The sequence below is a fragment of the Cribrihabitans neustonicus genome (assembly GCF_048820895.1).
GTDB lineage: Bacteria > Pseudomonadota > Alphaproteobacteria > Rhodobacterales > Rhodobacteraceae > Cribrihabitans_A > Cribrihabitans_A neustonicus.
This window is the reverse complement of record NZ_JBMERQ010000003.1, coordinates 118458-139389: the sequence shown is the minus strand read 5'-3', so window position 1 is coordinate 139389 and position 20932 is coordinate 118458. Positions and strand designations below refer to the sequence as shown.

The window sequence follows — 20932 nt, the reverse complement described above, 5'->3', positions numbered from 1 at the left end:
GCAGCCGCGACGCGGGCAAGTGCGCCAATTCGCACGGGACCTGCCGTTAACCCGGAATTAGCCTCGAATCCCTAGCGTCGGATCTGACCTGCACGGAGACCCCGCAAGGAGCTTGTTTGTTATGGACGATTTGGACTTGTTTGCCGCGGCACAGCGTTTGCCGACCACCCGCCGCCCGCTGCTCGGGCTGACCATCCTCGTGGTCGAGGACAGCCGCTTCGCCTGCGAGGCGCTGCGCCTGCTGTGCCTGCGCAGCGGCGCCCGCATCCGCCGCGCGGACTGCCTGAAATCGGCGCGCCGCCACCTGCAGACCTACCGCCCCTCGGTGCTGATCGCCGATCTCGGCCTGCCGGACGGCTCCGGTCTGGATCTGATCCGGGAACTGATGGACGCAAGCCCCCGCCCCGGCGTGATTCTGGCACTCTCCGGCGATCCCGCGCTGGAGGAGGCCGCGCTGGAGGCCGGTGCCGCCGGGTTCCTGACCAAGCCGATCACCTCACTCGCCGCCTTCCAGCAGGCAATCCTGACCTGCATGCCGCCCGGCCGCGAGCTGGCCGGCCCGCGCGCACTGGAGGACGAGACGGTGGAGCCGGACCTGCTCGCTTTCCGTGACGACATGGCCCACGCCGCCGACGTGCTGAGCGAATCGCAGGGCGGCGCGGCACTTGACTACATCGCTCAATTTCTGGGCGGGGTTGCCCGCAGCGCCGGGGACCGGCCGCTGGCCGATGCCGCCGACCGCTTGGCGCAGGCACGGCAGGACGGCGGGCCGCTGGCCCGCGATACCGCCGCCATCACCGGGCTGGTCCAGGAACGATTGCAGCGCCCGGCGGCGATCTGAGATGATCGAGACGGTCCTGACCACCCTCGCGGCGCTTGCCATCGTACTCTATGCCCAGGCCTGGCACGAGGCGCGCGGCATCCGGCGCAACCGCCGCCGCGCGGCCAGCCGTCCGCTTATCCTGCACCCGCCGGAACGCTAGGCGGCAGCCCGAAACTCCAGCACTACAGCAGAAGTCCCGGATTTCCTCCCATCGACAGGCCGGGAAACACCTTGCGTTCCAGATCGCCCTGCGTGGCGCCAGCCAGCCCGTGCAGCAGCCAGGCGAGCTGGCGGCGCAGGTCATCCGTCGGCATCAGGTCGCGGCGGTCGTAGAGATCGGCCTCCGCCAGCCCGGGCCAGCGCCCGAGCACCCGGCCGCCGCGGATAGCGCCGCCCGCAAGCAGCATCGCGCCGCCGGTGCCGTGATCGGTGCCGCCGGTACCGTTCTCGCGCACGGTGCGGCCGAACTCGGTCACCGCCACCACCGCAGTCTTGCCCCAGATCTTCGCCCCGACGCCGCTTTGCAGACTGAGGATGGTCTCCGAAAGCCGCCCCAGCGCCCCCTTCAGCGCGTTCGCCTGGCGGCTGTGCGTGTCCCAGCCGTTGATCGAGAAGGCAGCGATCCGCGTGTCGCCGCGCAGCTGCGCGGCGGCGTAGTCCGCCACCTGCTGATGCGCCTTGCCAGCCGGCATCTGCATCATGCTCATCTCCGCCATCGCGTCCTCGTCTTCCGTGCCGTCCAGACCGAAGCCGGGATCAGCGCGGGTCAGGTCCAGCGCCTCGTTGAGCGCGGCGTGAAAGAGCGGGTCGTCTTCCATCAGCAGCGCCGCCAGCCGTTCCGCCTGCGGGCTCATCGCAAGGCTCGCGCCCGGTGCCCATTCCGCCACCGGCGCCGCGCCCTCCAAGAGCAGCATCCGCTCCTGGCCAATGGCAAAGGCAGTGCGCGGCTCGACCCCGGGTATCTGCTGCAGGAAGCGGTTCAGCCAGCCGCCATCGGCCTGCCCCAGCCCGGCGGTACCGGCCTCGAGCAGGTCCTGCCCGTCGAAATGGCTGCGCCGGTCTCGGTAGGGGGTGGAAACCGCCTGCACGAAGCCAAGCTCTCCCTTGCGCCAGAGCGGCATCAGCGGTGCAAGGCCGGGGTGCAGGGCGAAAAAGCCATCGAGATCCGCGGCGCCTGCGCCCGGGCCGCTCTGCAGCGTCGGGCGTAAACCTGCGAAATGCGGGTCGCCATAGGGTTGCACCACGTCGAGCGCGTCCATGCCGCCGCGCAGGATGATCACCACAAGCCGGGTGTCCCAGGGCGCGGCGGCAAAGCTCACCGGGGTGACCAAGGGGCTCGCCGCCAAGGAACAGCCAAGGGCGGCGGAGCGGGCAAGCAAGGCGCGGCGGGTCAGCTGCATTATCGGAACTCCTGTTACCGGCGCTGGAAAGCAGGCGACGCGAGGACCAGGCCGACGCCCTCGCTTTCGGTTTCGGCGGCGCGGGCGGCAAACTCCACCCGCGGCCCGGCATATTGTCCCAAAGCGGCTTCGGCAAAGACGCGCGGGTCGGGCAGCGGCTCTAACAGGCGGCGCGGTGCACTCATGCTCCAGCGCAGCCGCGCCGCCAGGGCCTGCGGGGTGATCCATGCACTGTCCGCTTCGGGCCAGCCGTCCGGTCCGGAAGAGAACTCCCAGCGCTGGCCCATCACCGTGAGCGGCGCCAGCAGCAGCCTGCGCACCTGCCCCCGCTTCAGAGCTGCCAGCCCGGCCTCGGACACACCGAGGGCGCGGCAGGCCGAGGCAATGAAATCGAAGGGGGGCTTCACGTTCATGAGCTCCGGCTGCCAGGCGGAGGGATGTTCCAGCAGCGCGGCGTAGACCTGCGGCAGGTCGCCGCCGGTGTCGAGGTAGCGCCCCTCCAAATGCTGAACAAGCGCGTCCGGCGGCTGGTCCGAGAGGAAATGCACGGCCAGTTTCCGCGCCAGGTGGCGGGCGGTAGCAGGGTGGCGGGCCAGATCGCGCAGCGCCTCCAGCACCTGCTCCAGCTGCGGCCGCCCGCCGCCATAGCTCCGGCCCAGAATGATTTCCGCCCCCGGCTCAGCCATGCCGCGCTGATAGGTAAAGCCCTCCTTCGCGGTATAGGTGAGCCCGGTGAACAGCTCCGCCAGCTGGCGCACGTCGTCCTGGGTATAAGGCCCGCCCACGCCCAGCGTATGCAGCTCCAGAACCTCGCGCGCCAGGTTCTCGTTCAGCCCGGCGGTGCGGCCCGAACTGCTCGCGCGCTCAGCCCGGCGGCTGCCCGGCCCGGCCGAACGGTTCTGATCCAGGTAGTGCAGCATCAGGGGACTCGTCACGGCCGCGCTCAGCATGTCTTCGAAGCGTGCCGCCAAATGCGGACGGATCACGCTTTCGGCGTAGGGCGCCGCGAGGTGGCGAAAAGCGCCGGCCTTGCCCTGCGCGGTGAAGTGGTCGGCCCAGAACAGCGTCAGCCGCTCCCGGAAGCCTTCCTCGGCCCGGCTCCAGCGCAACAGGCGCTGGCGGTGCCAGTCCAGACGCATGTGTGCCTGCTCGCGGCGGAAGCTGCGAAAAGTTTTCCTGGCGCTCTCATAGCCCGGCTGATCGCGCAATTTCACCATCTTTCGCCGCAGCCGGACGTACTCCCGGCTGGTCTCCAGTGCGTCATCCAGACCTGGCACCGGGAAGCGTTCTGCCATGCGGTCCGGTCCTTCAAGCGCCGACAGCATCGCGCCCGCGGAGGCCGGCGGGGCGAGATCGGGAGACAGGCCGGTGCCGAAGCGAAGGGCCGCCAGTTCCGCGTCAAAAGCCATTTTCCCGCTCTCCCTTGCTGTCGCCGTCGCGTGGTCAGCCTACCGCAATGCCGCCGGGCTCCACAGCACAATCTCTGGTGATACGCAGAATGCCGCCGCTTCCGTCGCAGTTTGGCGGAGCCATTTTCAGGTGCCCAGAACGGGATCGGAAACCCGAGTTTACCGGTCCGGATTTTTCCCAGTCCGGGACGTCGCGGCGAGCCCCGCATTGCCGGCGGGCGCCGGGGGCGATCCGAAGCGGCCCAATTGGAAATTCTTTCCGGCCACTTTCGTGCCCCAGAGCGAGGGAACACCCAGCCCGGCCAAATCGCCGCCGCATGGAAATGCGCTAGCATTGCGCAGCGGCCTGGCGGCCTTGTTCCACGCTGGAGAGTGAACCAGAAACATGTACCAGCTGTCTCCGCTGCGGAGGCTTCCCCGCACGGCATAGGGACACACTCGAGCTATCGGCGCCTGCGGCAGCCCCGCTCAGAAAAGGCCCAGGCCTTGCGGGCCCGGGCCTTCGGTCATCGCTGTAAGATCCGGCGTTTACTGGTCCTGGGGGATCACCCGCAAGTTCAGCTCCATCAGCTGTTCCGGCGCGGGCTCGGAGGGCGCGTTCATCATCAGGTCCTCGGCGCGCTGGTTCATCGGGAACATGATGACCTCGCGGATGTTGGCCTCGTCCGCCAGCAGCATCACCATCCGGTCGATGCCGGCCGCGCAGCCGCCGTGCGGCGGGGCGCCGTACTGGAAGGCATTGACCATGCCGCCAAAGCGCTTGCGCACTTCCTCTTCGCCGTAGCCCGCGATTTCGAAGGCCTTGAACATGATCTCCGGCTTGTGGTTCCGGATCGCGCCCGAGACCAGCTCGTAGCCGTTGCAGGCGAGGTCGTACTGGTAGCCGGTGACGGCGAGCGGGTCGCCCTCCAGCGCTTCCATCCCGCCCTTCGGCATCGAGAAGGGGTTGTGGTCGAAGTCGAGCTTCCCGCTCTCCTCGTCCTGCTGGTAGATCGGGAAGTCCACGATCCAGGCAAAGGCAAAGCGGTCCTGCTCGGTGAGGCCCAGCTCCTCGCCAATCACGTTGCGCGCCTTGCCTGCTACGGTCTCAAAACTCTTCGGCTTGCCGCCGAGGAAGAAAGCCGCATCGCCAATGCCGAGGCCGAGCTGCTGGCGGATCGCCTCGGTGCGCTCAGGGCCGATGTTCTTGGCGAGCGGGCCGGCCGCCTCCATGCCCTCTGTGCCTTCGCGCCAGAAGATGTAGCCCATGCCCGGCAGGCCTTCCTTCTGGGCAAAAGCGTTCATCCGGTCGCAGAACTTGCGGGAGCCGCCCTTGGGCGCCGGGATGGCGCGGATTTCGGTGCCGTCCTGCTCCAGCAGCTTGGCAAAGATCGCAAAGCCCGAGCCGCGGAAATGCTCGGAGACGACCTGCATCTTGATCGGGTTGCGCAGGTCCGGCTTGTCGGTGCCATACCATAGTGCTGCATCGCGGTAGGAGATCTGCGGCCAGACCTGATCGACCTTGCGGCCGCCGCCGAACTCTTCGAACACACCTTTCATTACCGGCTCGATGGTGTCGAAGACGTCCTGCTGGGTGACGAAGGACATCTCCATGTCGAGCTGATAAAAGTCGGTCGGCGAGCGGTCGGCGCGCGGGTCCTCGTCGCGGAAGCAGGGCGCGATCTGGAAATACTTGTCAAAGCCAGAGACCATCATCAGCTGCTTGAACTGCTGCGGCGCCTGCGGCAGCGCGTAGAACTTCCCCGGGTGCAGGCGGGACGGCACCAGGAAGTCGCGCGCGCCTTCGGGGGAGGAGGCGGTGATGATCGGAGTCTGGAATTCGTTAAAGCCGATGTCCCACATGCGGCGGCGGATCGAGGCCACCATGTTCGAACGCAGCAGCATGTTCTTCTGCATCTTTTCGCGGCGCAGGTCGAGGTAGCGGTAGCGCAGGCGGGTTTCCTCCGGGTACTCCTGATCGCCGAAGACCATCAGCGGCAGTTCCTCGGATTTGCCCAGCACCTCGATGTCGCGGATGAATACCTCGATCTCGCCGGTCGGGATTTTCGGGTTGACCAGGCTTTCGTCCCGCGCCTTCACCTCGCCATCGATGCGGATGCACCATTCGCTGCGGACTTTCTCGATCTCGGCAAACACCGGGCTGTCCGGGTCCGCCATCACCTGGGTCATGCCGTAGTGGTCGCGCAGGTCGATAAACAGCAGGCCGCCGTGGTCGCGGACGCGGTGGACCCAGCCCGACAGGCGTACGGTCTCGCCGACGTTGGATTTGGTCAGTTCAGCGCAGGTGTGGCTGCGGTAAGCGTGCATGGGGTGACCTTTCGCTATACGGGTCGAGTGTTCGGGCAGGCCGCGATCCGGCAGTCATCCGGGGGCGCGCGGGCGCGGCGTGAAATACGTCCGGGCCGATACACAAGGTTGCGGCCCGCTTGTCAAGCAAACTGGGCGGTTCCGCCGCGCTCAGCGGCTGTTTCAGGCTGGCTGGGGCGGTGTCCAGGTACTCCGGCAGGTATCGAGCGGAGCGCTCCCGCAGCCGGCCGCGTCCTGCCGCTGGCGCGGGGCGCGGGCGGCGCTTGGCACCGGGCAGCGCGCATGAACCAGCCAGCGGAAGCGCCGCCGCAGCGCGCCGCAGGCGCGCTGCCGGGCCCAAAGGGCAAGGGCTGCCCGGCCTCAGCCGGGCTGCGCGCGTCCGCGGGAGGGCTCGGATTGGTGTTACCGGCGGTGGCGAAACTTCTGCAGGACTGCGCAGTCTTCATGCCACGTGGCCGAGATCGCGCCGCGCAGGGCGTTGGTGAGCCAGATGCCGGAGGCCTCCGCCAGATCCGCGGGGGTCAGCACCGCTTCCCGCAGGGCCCCGGCATCGAGGCAGCTTTGCCGGAAGACGCCGGGCAGGCAGCCCGAGGACATCGGCGGGGTCAGCCGCGGGCCGTCCGGCGCGGCGATGATTATGTTGGTGATCGTGCCCTCGCAGACCTCTCCGCGGGTGTTGAGGAAGACCAACTCGTCGACACCCGCGGCGAGATGTGCCCGCGCCCGGTCGTAGAGCGCGCGGCGGGTGGTCTTGTGGCGCAGGAACGGGTCGGCAGGATCGAGACGTTCGGGTGCGATGGCAAAGTGCCAAAGATTAGCAGGCGCGGGCATCGGTGCGGTTTCCAGCGCCAGTGTTCCGTCTCTGGCCAGGGTCATCCGGCAGCGCAGCGGAGCCTCGCCTTGCACCGATGCCATCTGCGCCTGAGCCGCGGCCTGATCGAAGGGCATTCCAAAGGAGGACGCCGAGGTTGCCATCCGGGCAAGGTGCAGCTCCGTACGGGCGATGCCTGCGCCGGGGCTATAGCCGAAGGTCTCGATCAGGCGGAAAGCTGGATCGGCGGCGGCGGCATCGCTGAGGCCGGTGTCCCGGCTCCGGCTGTCGCTTCGGCAAAGCGGGCTTTCCATAGCGCCTCCTCATATTCCGATGCGGCGGTGCTGTCCCAGACCACCCCGCCGCCAACGTTCAGCGTGGCGCGGCCCTTGTCCAGCATCAGAGTGCGGATTGCCACGTTGAATTCCGACGCGCCGTCCGGCGCGGCCCAGCCGATGCTGCCGCAGTAGACTTCCCGGGGCCAGGGCTCGAGCTCCGCGAGGATCTGCATCGCCCGGATCTTGGGCGCGCCCGTAATCGACCCGCAGGGGAACAGGGCGGCAAAAATCTCCGCGAGGCCAATCCCCGGCCGCAGCCGCGCTGCCACCCGTGAGACCATCTGATGCACGGTAGCGTAGCTTTCCACCGCAAACAGTTCCGGCACCTGAACCGAGCCGGTCTCAGCCACCCGGCTGATGTCGTTGCGCAGCAGGTCCACGATCATCAGGTTCTCGGCACGGTTCTTTTCGTCCTGGCGCAGGAAGTCGCGGCGGCGGGCGTCCTCTGCCGGATCAGAGCTGCGCGGCTGAGTGCCCTTCATGGGGCGGGTCTCGATCCGGCCCCCGGCAGCGGTGCGGAAGAACAGTTCCGGCGAACGCGACAGGATGTCGGGCAGGTCCTCCTGCTCGATCAGCGCGCCATGGCCGACGGCCTGCTTTGCCTGCAGTGCTGCGTAAAGCGCTTCGGCAGAGCCATGGGCCTTGGCATCAATCGGGAAGGTCAGGTTGGCCTGATAGATGTCGCCCCTGCCGATATAACGGTTCACCTCGGCAAAGGCTTCGGCATAGCGGTCCTGGCTCCAGCGGGGGGTGAGCTGCTCCAGCGCTGCGGCGCCCTTCTGCAGGCGGGGGCTGCAGTTCTCACTGGCAGGCTGCGGCTCCGCATAGACTCCGAAGCACAACAACGGCAACCGGCGCTTATCGGGCATCAGCCCTGCCAGCTTCGGCTCCAGCACGTATCCCAGCTCGTAGGTGGCATAGCCCGCCAGCCAGTAACCCTCGGCACGCGCCGTATCCATAGCGGCCAGCGCGCCGGGCACCTCCCGCGGCTCCGCCGCGCGGATCAGGCGCAGCGGCTGGCTGAAACGTGTGCCCGGCCCTGCCGGCCCATGGTCAAAACGAATCCGCACCGCCACCTCCATAACTTCCAGGACGGAGGTATACCCGTTCGCATTGCGAACAAAAGGGGGCGAAGCGGCATTTCCGGAGCCGTTTCCGATCCCCCTTGAACCTTTCGCGCCCATCCCTATAAAGCAGGACAATTTGGGCGCCCGCCCGCGTCCCGAAGTCACGATACCCGTCCACGTCAGCAGCGCGCGCAATCGAAGGAACACGGCCATGCCTAAAAGAACGGACATCCAGTCGATCATGATCATTGGAGCGGGGCCGATCGTGATCGGCCAGGCCTGCGAATTCGACTACTCTGGCGCCCAGGCCTGCAAGGCGCTGCGCGAGGAAGGCTACCGGGTCATTCTGGTGAACTCCAACCCGGCCACCATCATGACCGATCCGGGCCTGGCCGACGCCACCTACATCGAGCCGATCACCCCCGAAGCCGTCGCCAAGATCATCGAGAAAGAGCGCCCGGACGCGCTCTTGCCGACGATGGGCGGGCAGACCGGGCTCAACACCTCGCTGGCGCTGGAAGAGATGGGCGTGCTGGAGAAATTCGGCGTCGAGATGATCGGCGCCAAGCGCGAGGCCATCGAGATGGCCGAGGACCGCAAGCTGTTCCGCGAGGCGATGGACCGGCTGGGGCTGGAGAACCCGCGCGCTACCATCGTCACCGCGCCGAAGAAGGCCAACGGCAGCGCTGATCTGGAGGCGGGTGTTCAAATGGCCCTGGCAGAGCTGGAAAATATCGGCCTGCCCGCGATCATCCGCCCGGCCTTCACCCTTGGCGGCACCGGCGGCGGTGTGGCCTACAACCGCGAGGACTACATCCACTTCTGCCGCTCGGGCATGGATGCCTCGCCGGTGAACCAGATCCTGGTGGACGAGAGCCTGCTGGGCTGGAAGGAATACGAGATGGAAGTGGTCCGCGACAAGGCGGACAACGCGATCATCGTCTGCTCGATCGAGAACATCGATCCGATGGGCGTGCATACCGGCGATTCGATCACCGTGGCGCCTGCGCTGACGCTCACCGACAAGGAATACCAGATGATGCGCACCGCCTCGATCGCGGTCCTGCGCGAGATCGGGGTGGAGACCGGCGGCTCCAACGTGCAATGGGCGGTGAACCCGGCCGACGGCCGCATGGTGGTGATCGAGATGAACCCGCGCGTCAGCCGCTCCTCGGCGCTGGCGTCCAAGGCAACCGGCTTCCCGATCGCCAAAATCGCCGCCAAGCTGGCGGTTGGCTACACGCTCGATGAGCTGGACAACGACATTACCAAGGTGACGCCCGCGTCCTTCGAGCCGTCGATCGACTATGTGGTCACCAAGATCCCGAAATTCGCTTTCGAGAAATTCCCCGGCGCCGAGCCCTACCTCACCACCGCGATGAAGTCGGTGGGCGAAGCGATGGCGATTGGCCGCACCATCCACGAAAGCCTGCAAAAGGCGCTGGCGTCGATGGAATCCGGCCTGACCGGCTTTGATGAGGTGACCATCCCCGGCGTGAGCGTGGGCCATTGGGAGGCCGTCGGTGCGGAGGACAAAGCCGCCGTGATCAAGGCGATCAGCCGACAGACCCCGGACCGGATGCGCACCATCGCGCAAGCCATGCGCCACGGCCTGAGCGATGACGAAATCCACGCCGTCACCAAGTACGACCCATGGTTCCTCGCCCGCATCCGCGAGATCGTCGAGGCCGAAGCCGAGATCCGCAAGAACGGCTTGCCGATGCGCGAGGATGGCCTGCGCGCCCTGAAGATGCTGGGCTTCACCGATGCCCGCCTCGGCAAGCTCACCGGCCGGGACGAGGACAACGTGCGCCGCGCCCGCCAGAACCTCGGCGTTAATGCGGTGTTCAAGCGGATCGACACCTGCGCCGCCGAGTTCGAAGCGCAGACCCCCTACATGTACTCCACCTACGAGGCACCGGCTTTTGGCGAGGTGGAATGCGAATCGCGCCCCTCGGACCGCAAGAAGGTGGTGATCCTCGGCGGCGGCCCGAACCGGATCGGCCAGGGTATCGAGTTCGACTACTGCTGCTGCCACGCCTGTTTCGCGCTGACCGACGCGGGCTACGAGACCATCATGATCAACTGCAACCCGGAAACGGTGTCGACCGACTATGACACCTCCGACCGGCTGTATTTCGAGCCGCTCACCTTCGAGCACGTGATGGAGATCCTGCGCGCCGAGCAGCAGAACGGCACCCTGCACGGCGTCATCGTGCAGTTTGGCGGCCAGACCCCGCTGAAGCTCGCCGATGCGCTGCAGGCCGAAGGCATCCCGATCCTCGGCACCTCCCCCGACGCCATCGACCTGGCGGAGGACCGCGAGCGGTTCCAGGACCTGGTCAACAAGCTGGGGCTGAAGCAGCCGAAGAACGGCATTGCCTCCACCGATGAACAGGCGCTGGCGATTGCCGAAGACATCGGCTTCCCGCTGGTGATCCGCCCCTCCTACGTGCTGGGCGGCCGGGCGATGGAAATCGTGCGCGACATGGATCACCTCAAGCGCTACATCAGCGAGGCCGTGGTGGTCTCCGGCGACAGCCCGGTGCTTCTCGACAGCTACCTGGCCGGTGCGGTGGAACTGGATGTGGATGCGATCTGCGACGGCACCGATGTGCATGTTGCGGGAATCATGCAGCACATCGAAGAAGCCGGCGTGCACTCTGGCGACAGCGCCTGCTCGCTGCCGCCCTACTCGCTGGACGCCGCCATCATCGCGGAGATCAAGGAACAGACCCGGGCGCTGGCCAAGGCGCTGAACGTCGTCGGCCTGATGAATGTGCAGTTCGCGATCAAGGCAAACGACGAGGGCAAGGAAGAAGTCTTCCTGATCGAGGTCAACCCGCGCGCCTCGCGCACCGTGCCCTTTGTCGCCAAGGCCACCGACAGCGCCATTGCCTCCATTGCCGCGCGGGTGATGGCGGGCGAGCCGCTGTCGAACTTCCCCAAACGCCCGCCCTACGGGCCGGATGCGGGTTATGACGTGAACACCCCGATCGCAGATCCGATGACGCTGGCGGACCCCGATATGCCGTGGTTCTCGGTCAAGGAGGCGGTGCTGCCCTTCGCCCGCTTCCCGGGTGTCGACACCATCCTGGGCCCGGAAATGCGCTCCACCGGTGAAGTGATGGGCTGGGACCGCTCCTTTGCCCGCGCCTTCCTGAAGGCGCAGATGGGTGCGGGCATGGTGCTGCCTTCCGAAGGCCGCGCCTTCATTTCGATCAAGGACGCCGACAAGGGCCGGCTGATGCTGGAAGCGGCGCAGATCCTGGTGGAACAGGGCTTCACCCTGGTCGCCACCCGCGGCACCCAGGCCTGGCTCGAGGGCCAGGGCGTGCCGTGCGAGCTTGTCAACAAGGTCTATGAGGGCCGGCCGCATGTGGTGGACATGCTGAAGGACGGCACGGTGCAGCTCCTGATGAACACCACCGAGGGGTCGCAGGCGGTCGAGGACAGCAAGGAAATGCGCTCGGTCGCGCTTTATGACAAGATCCCCTATTTCACCACCGCCGCCGGCGCCAACGCCGCCGCGCGCGCAATCAAGGCGCAGGCCGAGGGTGAGATCGAGGTGAAATCTCTGCAGGGTTGAGCCCCTCCCCGCAGGTAGGAGAACCAGGAAAAGCCCCGGGCTGGTGCCCGGGGCTTATTATGCGGTGCTGCGCCAGGCAGCGCCCGGCCGGCGCACACCGCCGGGCGCGGGCTGCCACAGCAGGAATCATTTCACTTGATTATTGCGAATGATTCTCATTATCAGTATGTCAAACCAACCTGCGCCCAATGCCGCAGAGACATACCAAGGGCCTCCGATGTTTCCGACTGTTCTTTCCGACCTCTTACAGAGCAACCCCGCCTCCAGCGCAATGAGTGCATTGCGGTTCTTTCATTTCGTCGGGCTTGCGGCCGGGCTCGGCGGCGCGACGCTTCTGGACCTGATGCTGCTGCGCTTCGCCGTGTTGCGCCAGGTGACGCCGGACACAGCCGCCTTCGCGGTCTTTGCCTCCAAGGTCATCGGCGCGGGACTGAAGCTCCTCTGGCTTACCGGCGCGGGCTTCCTGATCCTTTATGCCCTGAATGAGCCCGCAAAACTCGCAAACCCCAAAGTGCATGCAAAGCTCCTGATCGTTGCGGTCCTGACCCTCAACGGCGGCGTCATTCATCTGGTGGTCCTGCCATTCCTGCAGCGGCAGACCGGACGTTCCCTGTTCGAAGGCACCACGCCATGGCTGCGCTGCTGCTTTCTAGCCTCGGGTGCGGTTTCGGTGGTGTCGTGGTACATGCCCGTCGCGCTCGGCGTGTTCTGGCAGCTCAATAACAGCGTGCCCGCGGTGACGATCCTGCTGGCCTATCTGAGCCTGATTGCTGTCCTCCTCGCCGTCATGCTGGCAGCGGCGGGCAGCTTTGCGCTGGTCCCGCAGTCCGGCTTCAGCGGCGGCGCCGACCGGCCGGCGCCGCCCCGGTCCGGGCGGCAGGGAGAGGGACGGGGACAAAGCCGCGAAAACTTTTCATAACCGCGGATTGCAAGCCCGGCCGCGCCACGGCACTGTCGCCGGAAACGAGCACCAAAAAGGAGCGCATCATGCGCATCATCCTCCCCCTCCTCGGGCTTCTGACCCTCAGCGCCTGCGGCATACCGCTGATCCCGCTGATCTGACATGGGAAAAGCCCCGCCGGTCCGGCGGGGTTTTATTGTCCTCCCATTCGGCCGGCAGTCCGGCGGCCAGCCCCGGCGTCAGGCCGGGACCGGTTCCGCGCGGATCCTCTCGCGCTGCTCGTCGCGGCTGAAGAAGATCAGGTAGAACACCGGCGCTGCCACCAGCGTCAGTACCGTGGCAAAGGCCAGACCGCCCATGATCGTCACCGCCATCGACACAAAGAAGGCATCGGTGAGCAGCGGCGCCATGCCAAGGATCGTGGTCACTGCCGCCAGCATCACCGGCCGCAGACGCGAAACCGACGCTTCCACGATGGCCTCCCGCAAGGGCGTGCCGGTGGCGCGCACCAGGTCGATTTCCTCGACCAGCACGATGCCATTCTTGATCAGCATGCCCGAAAGGCTCAGCAGACCCAGGAGCGCGGTGAAGGTGAACGGCAGCCCGGTGCCCAGAAGCCCGATCACCACGCCATTCACTGACATCGGCACCAGCAGCCAAATGATCACCGGCTGACGGATCGCGTTGAACAGCAGCACCGAGATCAGCACCATGATCAGCAGCGTCACCGGCAGCTGCTTGCCGAGGCTGGCGTTGGCATCTGCCGAATCCTCATGCTCGCCGCCCCATTCCATCCGGTAGCCCGGCGGAATCTGCATCTCCTCAATGCTGCCGCGCACCTGCGCAAAGACGGTGGCCGCCGTCAGATCGGGCGGGATGTCAGCGCCCACGGTCAGCGTCGGCACCCGGTCGCGGCGGTGCACAAGCGTGTTCTCAACCTCCACGTCGATACCGTCGATCATCTGCTCCAGCGGCACGAACTGCCCGGCCGAGCTCGCATAGACCACCTGATCCATGATGTTGTAGCGCCCGTCGCGCGGGCGGCGGACGATGATCGGGATCAGCCGGTCGCGCTCGCGGAACACCCCGGCGCGCACGCCATCGGTGGAGAATTGCAGAGTGTCGGCGATGTTTTCCCGCGTGACTCCCGCGGTCTGGGCGCGGTCGGTGGCGTAGACCGGTTTCAGCACCAGCTCCTGTTCGCGCCAGTCATGCCGCACGCTCAGGATATCGTCGGAGGCTGTTTCCAGCCTCGTCATCGCCTCCTCGCCCAGCTGCCGCAGCACCGCCGGATCGGGGCCGGAGAAACGCACCTGGATCGGGTCACCGCCGCCGGGGCCGAAGACCAGCCGCTTGGTGCGGAACTCCCCTTCGGGGAAGCGGGCCTGCCCGAACGCTTCGAGATCCTCCTGCAGCTGCGGGATCGCCTCCAGCCCCGGCGTGCGGATGATCATGTGGCCGTAGCTGGGGTTTGCCTTCTCCGCCGAGTAGGTCAACATGAAGCGCGTTGCGCCCTGCCCCACGAAACTGGCAGTCGAGACCACATCTTCGCGCTTAGCGAGCCACTCCTCGAACACCTTCAAATGCTCCGACGTGGTCTGGATCGGGGTGCCCTGCGGCAGCTTGTAGTGCACGAAGAACAAGGGCGTATTGGAGTTCGGGAAGAACTGCTGCTTAACCATACCGAAGCCGATGAAACAGGCAGCAGTGACGCCGACCAGCCCGGCCACCACCAGCCAGCGCAGCTTCAGGGATAGCCGCAGCAGCTTCCCATAGGTGCGGAACAGGATTCCCCCATAAGCGTCCTGGCTGCCCTCCCTGCCCTGCTTGAAGAAGTAATGCCCCAGAAGCGGCGTCACCGTCAGCGCCAGCAGCCAGCTCAAGAGCAGCGAGATCGCGATCACCGCAAACAGCGAGAACAGGAACTCGCCCGCGGAATCCGGGCTGAGTCCAATGCCCGCAAAGGCCATGATCCCGATCACCGTCGCGCCGAGGAGAGGGATTTGCGTCTTGGAGGCCGCATCATGCGCCGCTTCACGCGATGGCTTGCCGCGCAGCATGGCGATCTGCATGCCCTCTGCGACTACGATGGCGTTGTCGACCAGCATCCCCATCGCGATGATCAGCGCACCGAGCGAGATCCGTTCCATCTCGATGGAGAATAAGTTCATGAACATCAGCGTGCCCACCACGGTCAGCAAAAGCGTGCTGCCCACGACGATGGCCGCACGCCAGCCCATGAAGACCGCGAGCACGACCACAACGATGGTGACCGACATGGCGAGGTTTACCAGAAAGTCGTTGGAGGCTTCCTCCACCACCACATGCTGCTGGTAGATCGGCTTCAGCTCGATGCCATAGGGTATCTGGCTGTCGAGTTCCGCCAGCCGGGCATCGACGCGCTTGCCCACCTCGACAATGTTTTCGGTCGAAAGCCCTGCGATGCCAAGCGTGAAGGCTTCGGTCCCATCATAGCGGATGATCAGATCAGGGTTATCAATTCGGCCGCGGTGGACGCTGGCCATGTCGATCACGTTGACCACCTCGCCCTGCGAGCCAATTGAGAGGCCCGCGATTTCGGAGACCGAATCCGAGCCCTGCGGCGCGTGGATGCGGGTTTCCGAGCTGCCGGCTTCTAAGGAGCCCGCAGGCCGGACCGAGTTCGCCGTGGCCAGCGCGTTGCCCACCGCGGTCACGGGGATGTTCTGGTTCACAAGGATCGGCAGGTCAGGCTCGACAAAGACCGCCTCCTGCGGCAGGCCCGCGACCTCGACGTCTGCGACTCCGTCCACGGCCAAAAGCTCGCGGCGCAGGAAGGTGGCAAGCTCGTGCTTCTCGGCGTCGCTGAAGCCCTCCGCGGTGACCGCATAAAACAGGCCGAAGACATCGCCGAAACCATCGTTCACGAAGGGCTCGCTGACGCCTTCGGGCAGGTTGCGGGCGGCATCGCGCACTTTGGCGCGCAGTTTGGTCCAGATTTCAGGCAGCTCCCCGCCGTCGTAAATGTCCTTCATCTCGACTTCGATGAGCGAGCGGCCAGGCTGGTTGATCGAAGTGATGAGCTTCACCTCGCCCATCTGCTGGATAGCCGACTCCAGCGGTTCAGACACCTCAAGCGCAACCTGCTCGGCGCTGGCGCCAGGGTACTGCGTGGCGATGACCGCCTGCTTGATGGTGAAAGCCGGGTCTTCCAGGCGGCCGAGGTTCAAAAAGCCCCAGATGCCGCCGAACAGCGCAGCGAGGATGATGATCCAGGTATAGAGCGGCCGGTTGATGGAGGCGCGTGCAATGTCCATAGTGCGCGCCTCAGTTGCCGAAGCCGCGGAAGCGGGTGACCGCCTGGCCATCCGTCAGCGCGCTGCCGCCCGTCAGCACGACCTCCTCGCCGCCGCTGAGCCCTTCGGCCACGCGGAAATCGCCGTACTGGGTAGCCTCGACTTCAACACGCAGCCAGGCGACGGTGCCGGTTTCGGCACCGGCTTCCTCGCCTGCGGGGTTGAAGACCATTACACCAGTGTTGCCTTCAGGTGAGATTACCAAAGCAGTAGCGGGCAGCCGGATCGCCTGATTGCCGGTATCCACGGTCACGGTCACTGTCGCAGAAGCGCCGGGCAGGATCTGCCGGTCCTCAGGCGGGTCGAGGCGGAAGGTAACACGGTAGGTCTGCCCCACGCTGCTCGCCTCGGCGTCGAACTCCAGAATTTCCAGCGGAAATTCCCCGGGCTGGCCGGGGAAAGTAGCGAAGATCCGGGCCACATCGCTTTCGTCGGCGCGCTGGAACAGGATCTCCGGCACGTCCACCTCGATATGCAGTTCGGAGAGGTCGTGCAGCCTCACGATCGGCGTGCCAGCGCTCACCGTAGCGAACTGCTCGGCTTCGCGGCTGGAGACCAGCGCGTCGAAGGGCGCGTTCAGCGTGGCGTGCTCCAGCGCGTATTCGGCATCACGCAGGGCGACGCGGGCAAGCCCCGCCTCGGTCTCGGCATCGTCGATCGAAACCTGACTCACCGTGCCGGTCAGCTTCTCCAGCCGCGCCACGGTGCGGTCGGCCTGGGCCTTCTGCAGCTGCGCCTGCTCCAGCTTCAGCTCGAACGGCTCGAGATCCAGCTCCGCGATCAGCGCGCCCCTGGGCACGATGCTGCCCTCGGCCACCGGGAACTCGAGGATCTGCCCGCCCACCTGAAATGCAAGGTCCACCGTCTGCTTGGCGGCCACCTGACCGAAGAACTGGCGCTCCAGCTGCACCGCGCCGGAGGCGGTCTCAATCAGTTTCACCGGTTTCGGCGCCTCCTGCGCCCGCGCCGCGCCTTGCCCCAGATGCAACAACGCCGCAAACGCGGCCAGCAGAGGTGTCAATCGCATTTCTCTCTCCTTCTCAGACAGTGCCAGCCGGAAATTGGCCGCCCCCGGTGCCCCGATGCCTCCGGCGCACGCTGGACACTGGGGGACACTGGGCGCCGCCTATACACCGGTTCGCCTGAAGTCCCTGTGACAAAGATTACAGTTCCCGCCGCTTGCCGCTGGGACCTGACGTAAGCATATGTCCCGCGGTAGAAATACGAAAGGCGCGGTGCCAGGAGGCAACCGCGCCGATTGAGGGGGAACGACGGCTTCAACCGGTGGCAGGGGTCCGCCCCCGCCACTCTTCGCCGCTGCCGCAACGTCCGATGCCGCCTTGCGGCTGCGCGGACCCTGCCTCCTGGACGTAGCGCCTCAGGCGCTTTCCTCTTCCAGATGCAGCTTCATGTCGAGAAGGACCTGCTGCAGAAGCACGGTCTCCCGCAGCAGCCGCTTGGCTTCGTTCACGGTGATGATCCCGTCCGCGATCGCGGCCTGATATTCGCTCATCAGCTGCGCAAAACGCTGGCTCAGCGCGATCACGTCGGCATTGACGCCGCCGCCGCGCCCGGCTTCCGACGCGCTTCCGTTGCCATTGTATGACAGCGTGATGTTCTTCAGCTCGGCCAGCGCCGAGGTCACATGCGGGTAAGAAGCCGCGCCCTCCAGCCGGGCCACCGCATCAACGGGGATGAAGCGGTCGGTATGTTCGTCGTTGTCGGAATAATAGCGCCCAAGCGTCGCCTTGGATTTGCCGGTAAGCCGGCAGGCCGCCTCGATGCCGACGTCCTTCACCAGCGCTTCCGTATGTTGCTTCAAATACGTGCCAATGTCTGCCATTGAATTCCTGCTTGGTATGCGAGCTCTGCCCGTAATGGGGAACGGAGCAAAAAATTTCCCATGCCAAAGTTGTAAAGGAATTGCCAGACCTTATCCATCCCTTTGGGTTCGGGGACGTAGCAAGTGATGAGGTACGTTCCGCACTTATTACGTGGTGGTTGCCGCAACGAGTGAGTGACGTTGCGCGGAAAGGGCAATTCTTCTGCCCGAAACTGGGTTCGCCGGGGGCCGGGCAGCGGCCGCACGCGGGGCGTTGCGCCCCGGCCGCTGCTGCCCCGGCGGGCCATCTGCAGCGCCTGGGCTGCTCCGGCGGGCGCCGTCCGGTTTGCGGTTTCCCTTGACCGCACCAGAGGCTAAACCGGCGGCCATGGCGAAACTCTACTTCCACTACTCTACCATGAACGCGGGCAAGTCGACGGTGCTTTTGCAGGCGTCGCACAATTACCGCGAAAACAACATGGAGACCTACCTGCTGACCGCCCGGCTCGACGACCGGGCCGGGCCGGGCCGCATCGCCTCGCGCATCGGTATCGGCGAGCGCGCCGACACTTTCGCGGAGGGCGACGACCTGTTTTCCCGCATCCAGCAGCGCCTGGCGCGCGGCAAGGTTGCAGCGATCTTCGTGGATGAGGCGCAATTCCTCAGCCCCGATCAGGTCTGGCAGCTGGCCCGGGTGGTGGATGACCTGCGGGTGCCGGTCCTGGCTTTCGGCCTCCGGGTGGATTTCCAGGGCAAGCTGTTTCCGGGCTCGGCGACATTGCTGGCGCTGGCGGACGAGATGCGCGAAGTGCGCACCATCTGCCATTGCGGCAAGAAGGCCACGATGGTGGTGCGCCAGGACGGTCAGGGCCGGGTGCTGACTGAGGGCGATCAGGTGCAGATCGGCGGCAACGAGACCTATGTCTCCCTCTGCCGCCGCCACTGGCGCCAGGCGGTGGGCGACCTTCCTGACGGCTGATCCGAGGAAGGGACGAAAGCCTCCTCCCTCCTATGCCCAGAGAGGCGTCAAACCGGGTTCGGCAGCGCCGCGCCCGCGATGAAGGCTTCCACGTTGTCCAGCGCCATATGGCCCATGTTGCTGCGCACCTCCTCAGTGGCAGTGCCCAGATGCGGCAGCAGGGTCACGTTTTCCAGCTTGGTCAGCGCCTGCGGCACCTTCGGCTCGAACTCGTACACATCGAGACCTGCGCCGCCGATCCGGCCGTCCTGCAAGGCGCTGATGAGCGCCGCTTCCTCCACCACCTCGCCGCGGGCGATATTGATGAGATGCGCATGGGGCTGCATCGCAGCGAGCACATCGGCGTTGATCATGTGCCGGGTCTCGGCCCCGCCCGGGACGGCGGCCACGAGGAAATCCACTTCCGCCGCCAGGGCTAAAACGCTGTCAGCGCGGTCGGCCGGGAAGTCCAGTTCCTTGGCCGAGCGCGCTACATAGGACACCTCCATGCCAAAGCCGAAGTGGCAGCGCCGCGCAATGGCCTGGCCGATCCGGCCCATGCCCGCGATGCCAACGCGCTTGCCGGTCACATGCTGCCCCAGCATCTGCGTTGGATGCCAGCCCTGCCATTTCCCCGCGCGCACCAGACGCTCCCCTTCACCCGCACGGCGCGCCGTCATCAGGATCAGGGTCAGCGCGATATCTGCGGTGGCATCGGTCACAGCACCGGGCGTGTTGGTCACCGCAATCCCCGCGGCGGAGGCGGCGCCCACGTCGATGTGGTTGTAGCCGACGCCGAAGTTGGCCAGGAGCTTGCAGCGCAGGTCGCCTGCCTTGGCAAAGACCTCTGCCGAGAAGGCATCGCCCAGCGTCGGCACCACCACGTCGAACTCCGCCAGAGCGCGCAGCATTTCGGCTTCGCTCAGCACCGCAGTGTTCTCTCGGATCTCCAGCTCCGCAAAGGCGGCGCGCGCCCGTTCTTCCACTGCTGCCGTCATCGGCCGCGTGATCAGGACTTTCATCTCAGTGCATCCTCCCGCCCAGCGGCACCTTTCCGTCGGGGCCCGCCAGCACAATCTCTCCAGTCTCGTCCGGCAGACCGAGCACCAGAACCTCGGACATGAACCTGCCGATCTGCCGCGGGGGGAAGTTTACGACCGCGAGGACTTGCTTGCCCACCAGCATTTCCGGCGTGTAATGCGCCGTAATCTGCGCCGAGCTTTTTTTCACGCCGATATCCGGGCCAAAATCGACCCAGAGCTTGATCGCGGGTTTGCGGGCTTCCGGGTAGGGTTCGGCGCGCACGACTTCGCCGGCACGGATGTCAACTTTCATGAAGTCATCGAAAGAGATCTCAGCCACGCGACAGTTCCTTGGAGCGTTCGGTTGCCGCCGCCACCGCGCGGTTCAGGAGCGCCGGGAAGCCGTCTTGTTCGTTCATCAGAACCTCCAGAGCCGCCTGCGTGGTGCCATTGGGGCTCGTCACGTTGACGCGGAGCTGGGTGGGGCTTTCCTCTGCCGCCTCCGCCAGCGCGCCGGCGCCCGCGACGGTTGCCTTGGCCAGCTGCATCGCCAGGTTCGCAGGCAGCCCCTGCGCCTCACCCGCCGCAGCGAGCGTCTCGATCAGATGGAAGACATAGGCAGGCCCCGAACCGCTGACGCCGGTCACCGCGTCCATCTGGCTTTCGTCCTCGAGCCGCACAGTCTGGCCCACTGCGGAGAGCAGCGCCTCGGCCCGGGAGAGGTCCGCCTCGCCGGTGTTGGCGTTGCCGATCAGCGCGGTGATACCGCGGCCGATGGCGGCGGGGGTGTTGGGCATGGCGCGCACGATTGGCGTCCGGTCGCCCAGCATGTCCTCGTAAGTGGCGATCGAAGTGCCCGCGGCAACCGAAATGAACAGCGTGCTGCCGTTGCCAAAGCTTTTCAGGCTGGGCAGCGCCGCGCCCATCATCTGCGGCTTAACCGCGACCAGCACGATACCGGGATCGGCGGGAAGATCGGCGTTTATTTTGACGCCGCTGGCCTGCAGCCACTCCGACGGGTGCGGGTCGATCACCCAGACCGAAGCCGCGGGCAGGCCGCCCTCCAGCCAGCCCGCAAGCATCGCCGATCCCATCTTGCCGCAGCCCAGCAGCACCAGGCCGCGTGCAGCGATCTCCTGCATGTCCATCT

The 20932-nt window shown here is 66.1% G+C and carries 16 protein-coding genes; 5 read left to right on the top strand and 11 right to left on the bottom strand.

Annotated elements, in window-relative coordinates:
* Positions 1 to 121: 121 nt before the first annotated feature.
* Together ACOHWE_RS10105 and ACOHWE_RS10100 are read left to right on the top strand one after the other, a co-directional pair.
* Entirely contained in the window at positions 122 to 841 is a 720-nt protein-coding gene (locus ACOHWE_RS10105) for a response regulator (RefSeq protein ID WP_420666109.1), read from the top strand.
* A gap of 1 nt (position 842) precedes the next feature.
* The gene (locus ACOHWE_RS10100; protein ID WP_420666108.1) at positions 843 to 983 is read left to right on the top strand and encodes a hypothetical protein; all 141 of its coding nucleotides are present in this window, start codon (positions 843 to 845) and stop codon (positions 981 to 983) included.
* A 22-nt stretch (positions 984 to 1005) separates the two neighbouring features.
* Here the strand turns inward: ACOHWE_RS10100 and ACOHWE_RS10095 are convergent, their stop codons facing one another.
* The 5 genes from ACOHWE_RS10095 to ACOHWE_RS10075 form a co-directional block, all read right to left on the bottom strand.
* Positions 1006 to 2223: a DUF1501 domain-containing protein gene (locus ACOHWE_RS10095; RefSeq protein ID WP_420666107.1), complete on the bottom strand. Its 1218-nt coding sequence runs from the start codon at positions 2221 to 2223 to the stop codon at positions 1006 to 1008.
* Between the two features lie 14 nt (positions 2224 to 2237).
* Complete coding sequence (locus ACOHWE_RS10090; protein ID WP_420666106.1) at positions 2238 to 3632, bottom strand: DUF1800 domain-containing protein; 1395 nt, start codon at positions 3630 to 3632, stop codon at positions 2238 to 2240.
* Positions 3633 to 4160: 528 nt separating this feature from the next.
* On the bottom strand, positions 4161 to 5939 hold the full coding sequence (aspS, locus tag ACOHWE_RS10085; RefSeq protein WP_420666105.1) for an aspartate--tRNA ligase: 1779 nt from the start codon (positions 5937 to 5939) through the stop codon (positions 4161 to 4163).
* A gap of 402 nt (positions 5940 to 6341) precedes the next feature.
* Positions 6342 to 7064, bottom strand: coding sequence for an aminotransferase class IV family protein (locus ACOHWE_RS10080; protein ID WP_420666104.1), 723 nt, complete (start codon positions 7062 to 7064; stop codon positions 6342 to 6344).
* Positions 6977 to 8158, bottom strand: coding sequence for an aminodeoxychorismate synthase component I (locus ACOHWE_RS10075; protein ID WP_420666102.1), 1182 nt, complete (start codon positions 8156 to 8158; stop codon positions 6977 to 6979). The genes ACOHWE_RS10080 and ACOHWE_RS10075 overlap by 88 nt, the downstream gene beginning before the upstream one ends.
* Before the next feature lie 208 nt (positions 8159 to 8366).
* Between ACOHWE_RS10075 and carB the strand changes: the two genes are divergently transcribed.
* On the top strand, positions 8367 to 11744 hold the full coding sequence (gene carB, locus ACOHWE_RS10070) for a carbamoyl-phosphate synthase large subunit (protein WP_420666101.1): 3378 nt from the start codon (positions 8367 to 8369) through the stop codon (positions 11742 to 11744).
* 148 nt (positions 11745 to 11892) lie between these two features.
* Complete coding sequence (locus tag ACOHWE_RS10065) at positions 11893 to 12663, top strand: hypothetical protein (RefSeq protein WP_420666100.1); 771 nt, start codon at positions 11893 to 11895, stop codon at positions 12661 to 12663.
* 221 nt (positions 12664 to 12884) lie between these two features.
* Here ACOHWE_RS10065 and ACOHWE_RS10060 read toward each other — a convergent pair whose 3' ends face one another.
* The 3 genes from ACOHWE_RS10060 to ACOHWE_RS10050 form a co-directional block, all read right to left on the bottom strand.
* Positions 12885 to 15941, bottom strand: a complete 3057-nt coding sequence (locus tag ACOHWE_RS10060) for an efflux RND transporter permease subunit (protein WP_420666099.1) — start codon at positions 15939 to 15941, stop codon at positions 12885 to 12887.
* 10 nt (positions 15942 to 15951) lie between these two features.
* Positions 15952 to 17007 (bottom strand): efflux RND transporter periplasmic adaptor subunit, encoded by a 1056-nt coding sequence (locus ACOHWE_RS10055; protein ID WP_420666097.1) that lies wholly within the window; start codon positions 17005 to 17007, stop codon positions 15952 to 15954.
* A 351-nt stretch (positions 17008 to 17358) separates the two neighbouring features.
* Positions 17359 to 17823 carry a hypothetical protein gene (locus ACOHWE_RS10050; RefSeq protein WP_420666095.1) on the bottom strand — a complete coding sequence of 155 codons (465 nt, stop codon included), beginning with the start codon at positions 17821 to 17823 and terminating at the stop codon, positions 17359 to 17361.
* A gap of 367 nt (positions 17824 to 18190) precedes the next feature.
* Between ACOHWE_RS10050 and ACOHWE_RS10045 the strand changes: the two genes are divergently transcribed.
* Positions 18191 to 18781, top strand: a complete 591-nt coding sequence (locus tag ACOHWE_RS10045) for a thymidine kinase (RefSeq protein WP_420666094.1) — start codon at positions 18191 to 18193, stop codon at positions 18779 to 18781.
* 47 nt (positions 18782 to 18828) lie between these two features.
* On the opposite strand, the gene ACOHWE_RS10040 is transcribed toward ACOHWE_RS10045, so the two are convergent.
* From ACOHWE_RS10040 to proC, 3 genes are read right to left on the bottom strand one after another with little or no spacing between them, the layout of a single operon-like run.
* A complete protein-coding gene (locus ACOHWE_RS10040) occupies positions 18829 to 19782 on the bottom strand; it encodes a 2-hydroxyacid dehydrogenase (protein WP_420666093.1) in 954 nt (317 codons plus the stop codon).
* Between the two features lies 1 nt (position 19783).
* The gene (locus ACOHWE_RS10035) at positions 19784 to 20122 is read right to left on the bottom strand and encodes a tRNA-binding protein (RefSeq protein WP_420666092.1); all 339 of its coding nucleotides are present in this window, start codon (positions 20120 to 20122) and stop codon (positions 19784 to 19786) included.
* The gene (gene proC / locus ACOHWE_RS10030; protein WP_420666091.1) at positions 20115 to 20930 is read right to left on the bottom strand and encodes a pyrroline-5-carboxylate reductase; all 816 of its coding nucleotides are present in this window, start codon (positions 20928 to 20930) and stop codon (positions 20115 to 20117) included. The genes ACOHWE_RS10035 and proC overlap by 8 nt, the downstream gene beginning before the upstream one ends.
* Positions 20931 to 20932 lie beyond the last annotated feature (2 nt).

What these genes read in the sequence shown, in the direction of transcription:
- ACOHWE_RS10105 (WP_420666109.1), top strand. Translation starts at nt 122, where the DNA reads ATGGACGATTTGGACTTGTTTGCCGCGGCACAGCGTTTGCCGACCACC.
- ACOHWE_RS10100 (WP_420666108.1), top strand. Translation starts at nt 843, where the DNA reads ATGATCGAGACGGTCCTGACCACCCTCGCGGCGCTTGCCATCGTACTC.
- ACOHWE_RS10095 (WP_420666107.1), bottom strand. Translation starts at nt 2,223, where the DNA reads ATGCAGCTGACCCGCCGCGCCTTGCTTGCCCGCTCCGCCGCCCTTGGC.
- ACOHWE_RS10090 (WP_420666106.1), bottom strand. Translation starts at nt 3,632, where the DNA reads ATGGCTTTTGACGCGGAACTGGCGGCCCTTCGCTTCGGCACCGGCCTG.
- aspS (WP_420666105.1), bottom strand. Translation starts at nt 5,939, where the DNA reads ATGCACGCTTACCGCAGCCACACCTGCGCTGAACTGACCAAATCCAAC.
- ACOHWE_RS10080 (WP_420666104.1), bottom strand. Translation starts at nt 7,064, where the DNA reads ATGGAAAGCCCGCTTTGCCGAAGCGACAGCCGGAGCCGGGACACCGGC.
- carB (WP_420666101.1), top strand. Translation starts at nt 8,367, where the DNA reads ATGCCTAAAAGAACGGACATCCAGTCGATCATGATCATTGGAGCGGGG.
- ACOHWE_RS10065 (WP_420666100.1), top strand. Translation starts at nt 11,893, where the DNA reads ATGATTCTCATTATCAGTATGTCAAACCAACCTGCGCCCAATGCCGCA.
- ACOHWE_RS10060 (WP_420666099.1), bottom strand. Translation starts at nt 15,941, where the DNA reads ATGGACATTGCACGCGCCTCCATCAACCGGCCGCTCTATACCTGGATC.
- ACOHWE_RS10055 (WP_420666097.1), bottom strand. Translation starts at nt 17,007, where the DNA reads ATGCGATTGACACCTCTGCTGGCCGCGTTTGCGGCGTTGTTGCATCTG.
- ACOHWE_RS10050 (WP_420666095.1), bottom strand. Translation starts at nt 17,823, where the DNA reads ATGGCAGACATTGGCACGTATTTGAAGCAACATACGGAAGCGCTGGTG.
- ACOHWE_RS10045 (WP_420666094.1), top strand. Translation starts at nt 18,191, where the DNA reads ATGGCGAAACTCTACTTCCACTACTCTACCATGAACGCGGGCAAGTCG.
- ACOHWE_RS10040 (WP_420666093.1), bottom strand. Translation starts at nt 19,782, where the DNA reads ATGAAAGTCCTGATCACGCGGCCGATGACGGCAGCAGTGGAAGAACGG.
- proC (WP_420666091.1), bottom strand. Translation starts at nt 20,930, where the DNA reads ATGGACATGCAGGAGATCGCTGCACGCGGCCTGGTGCTGCTGGGCTGC.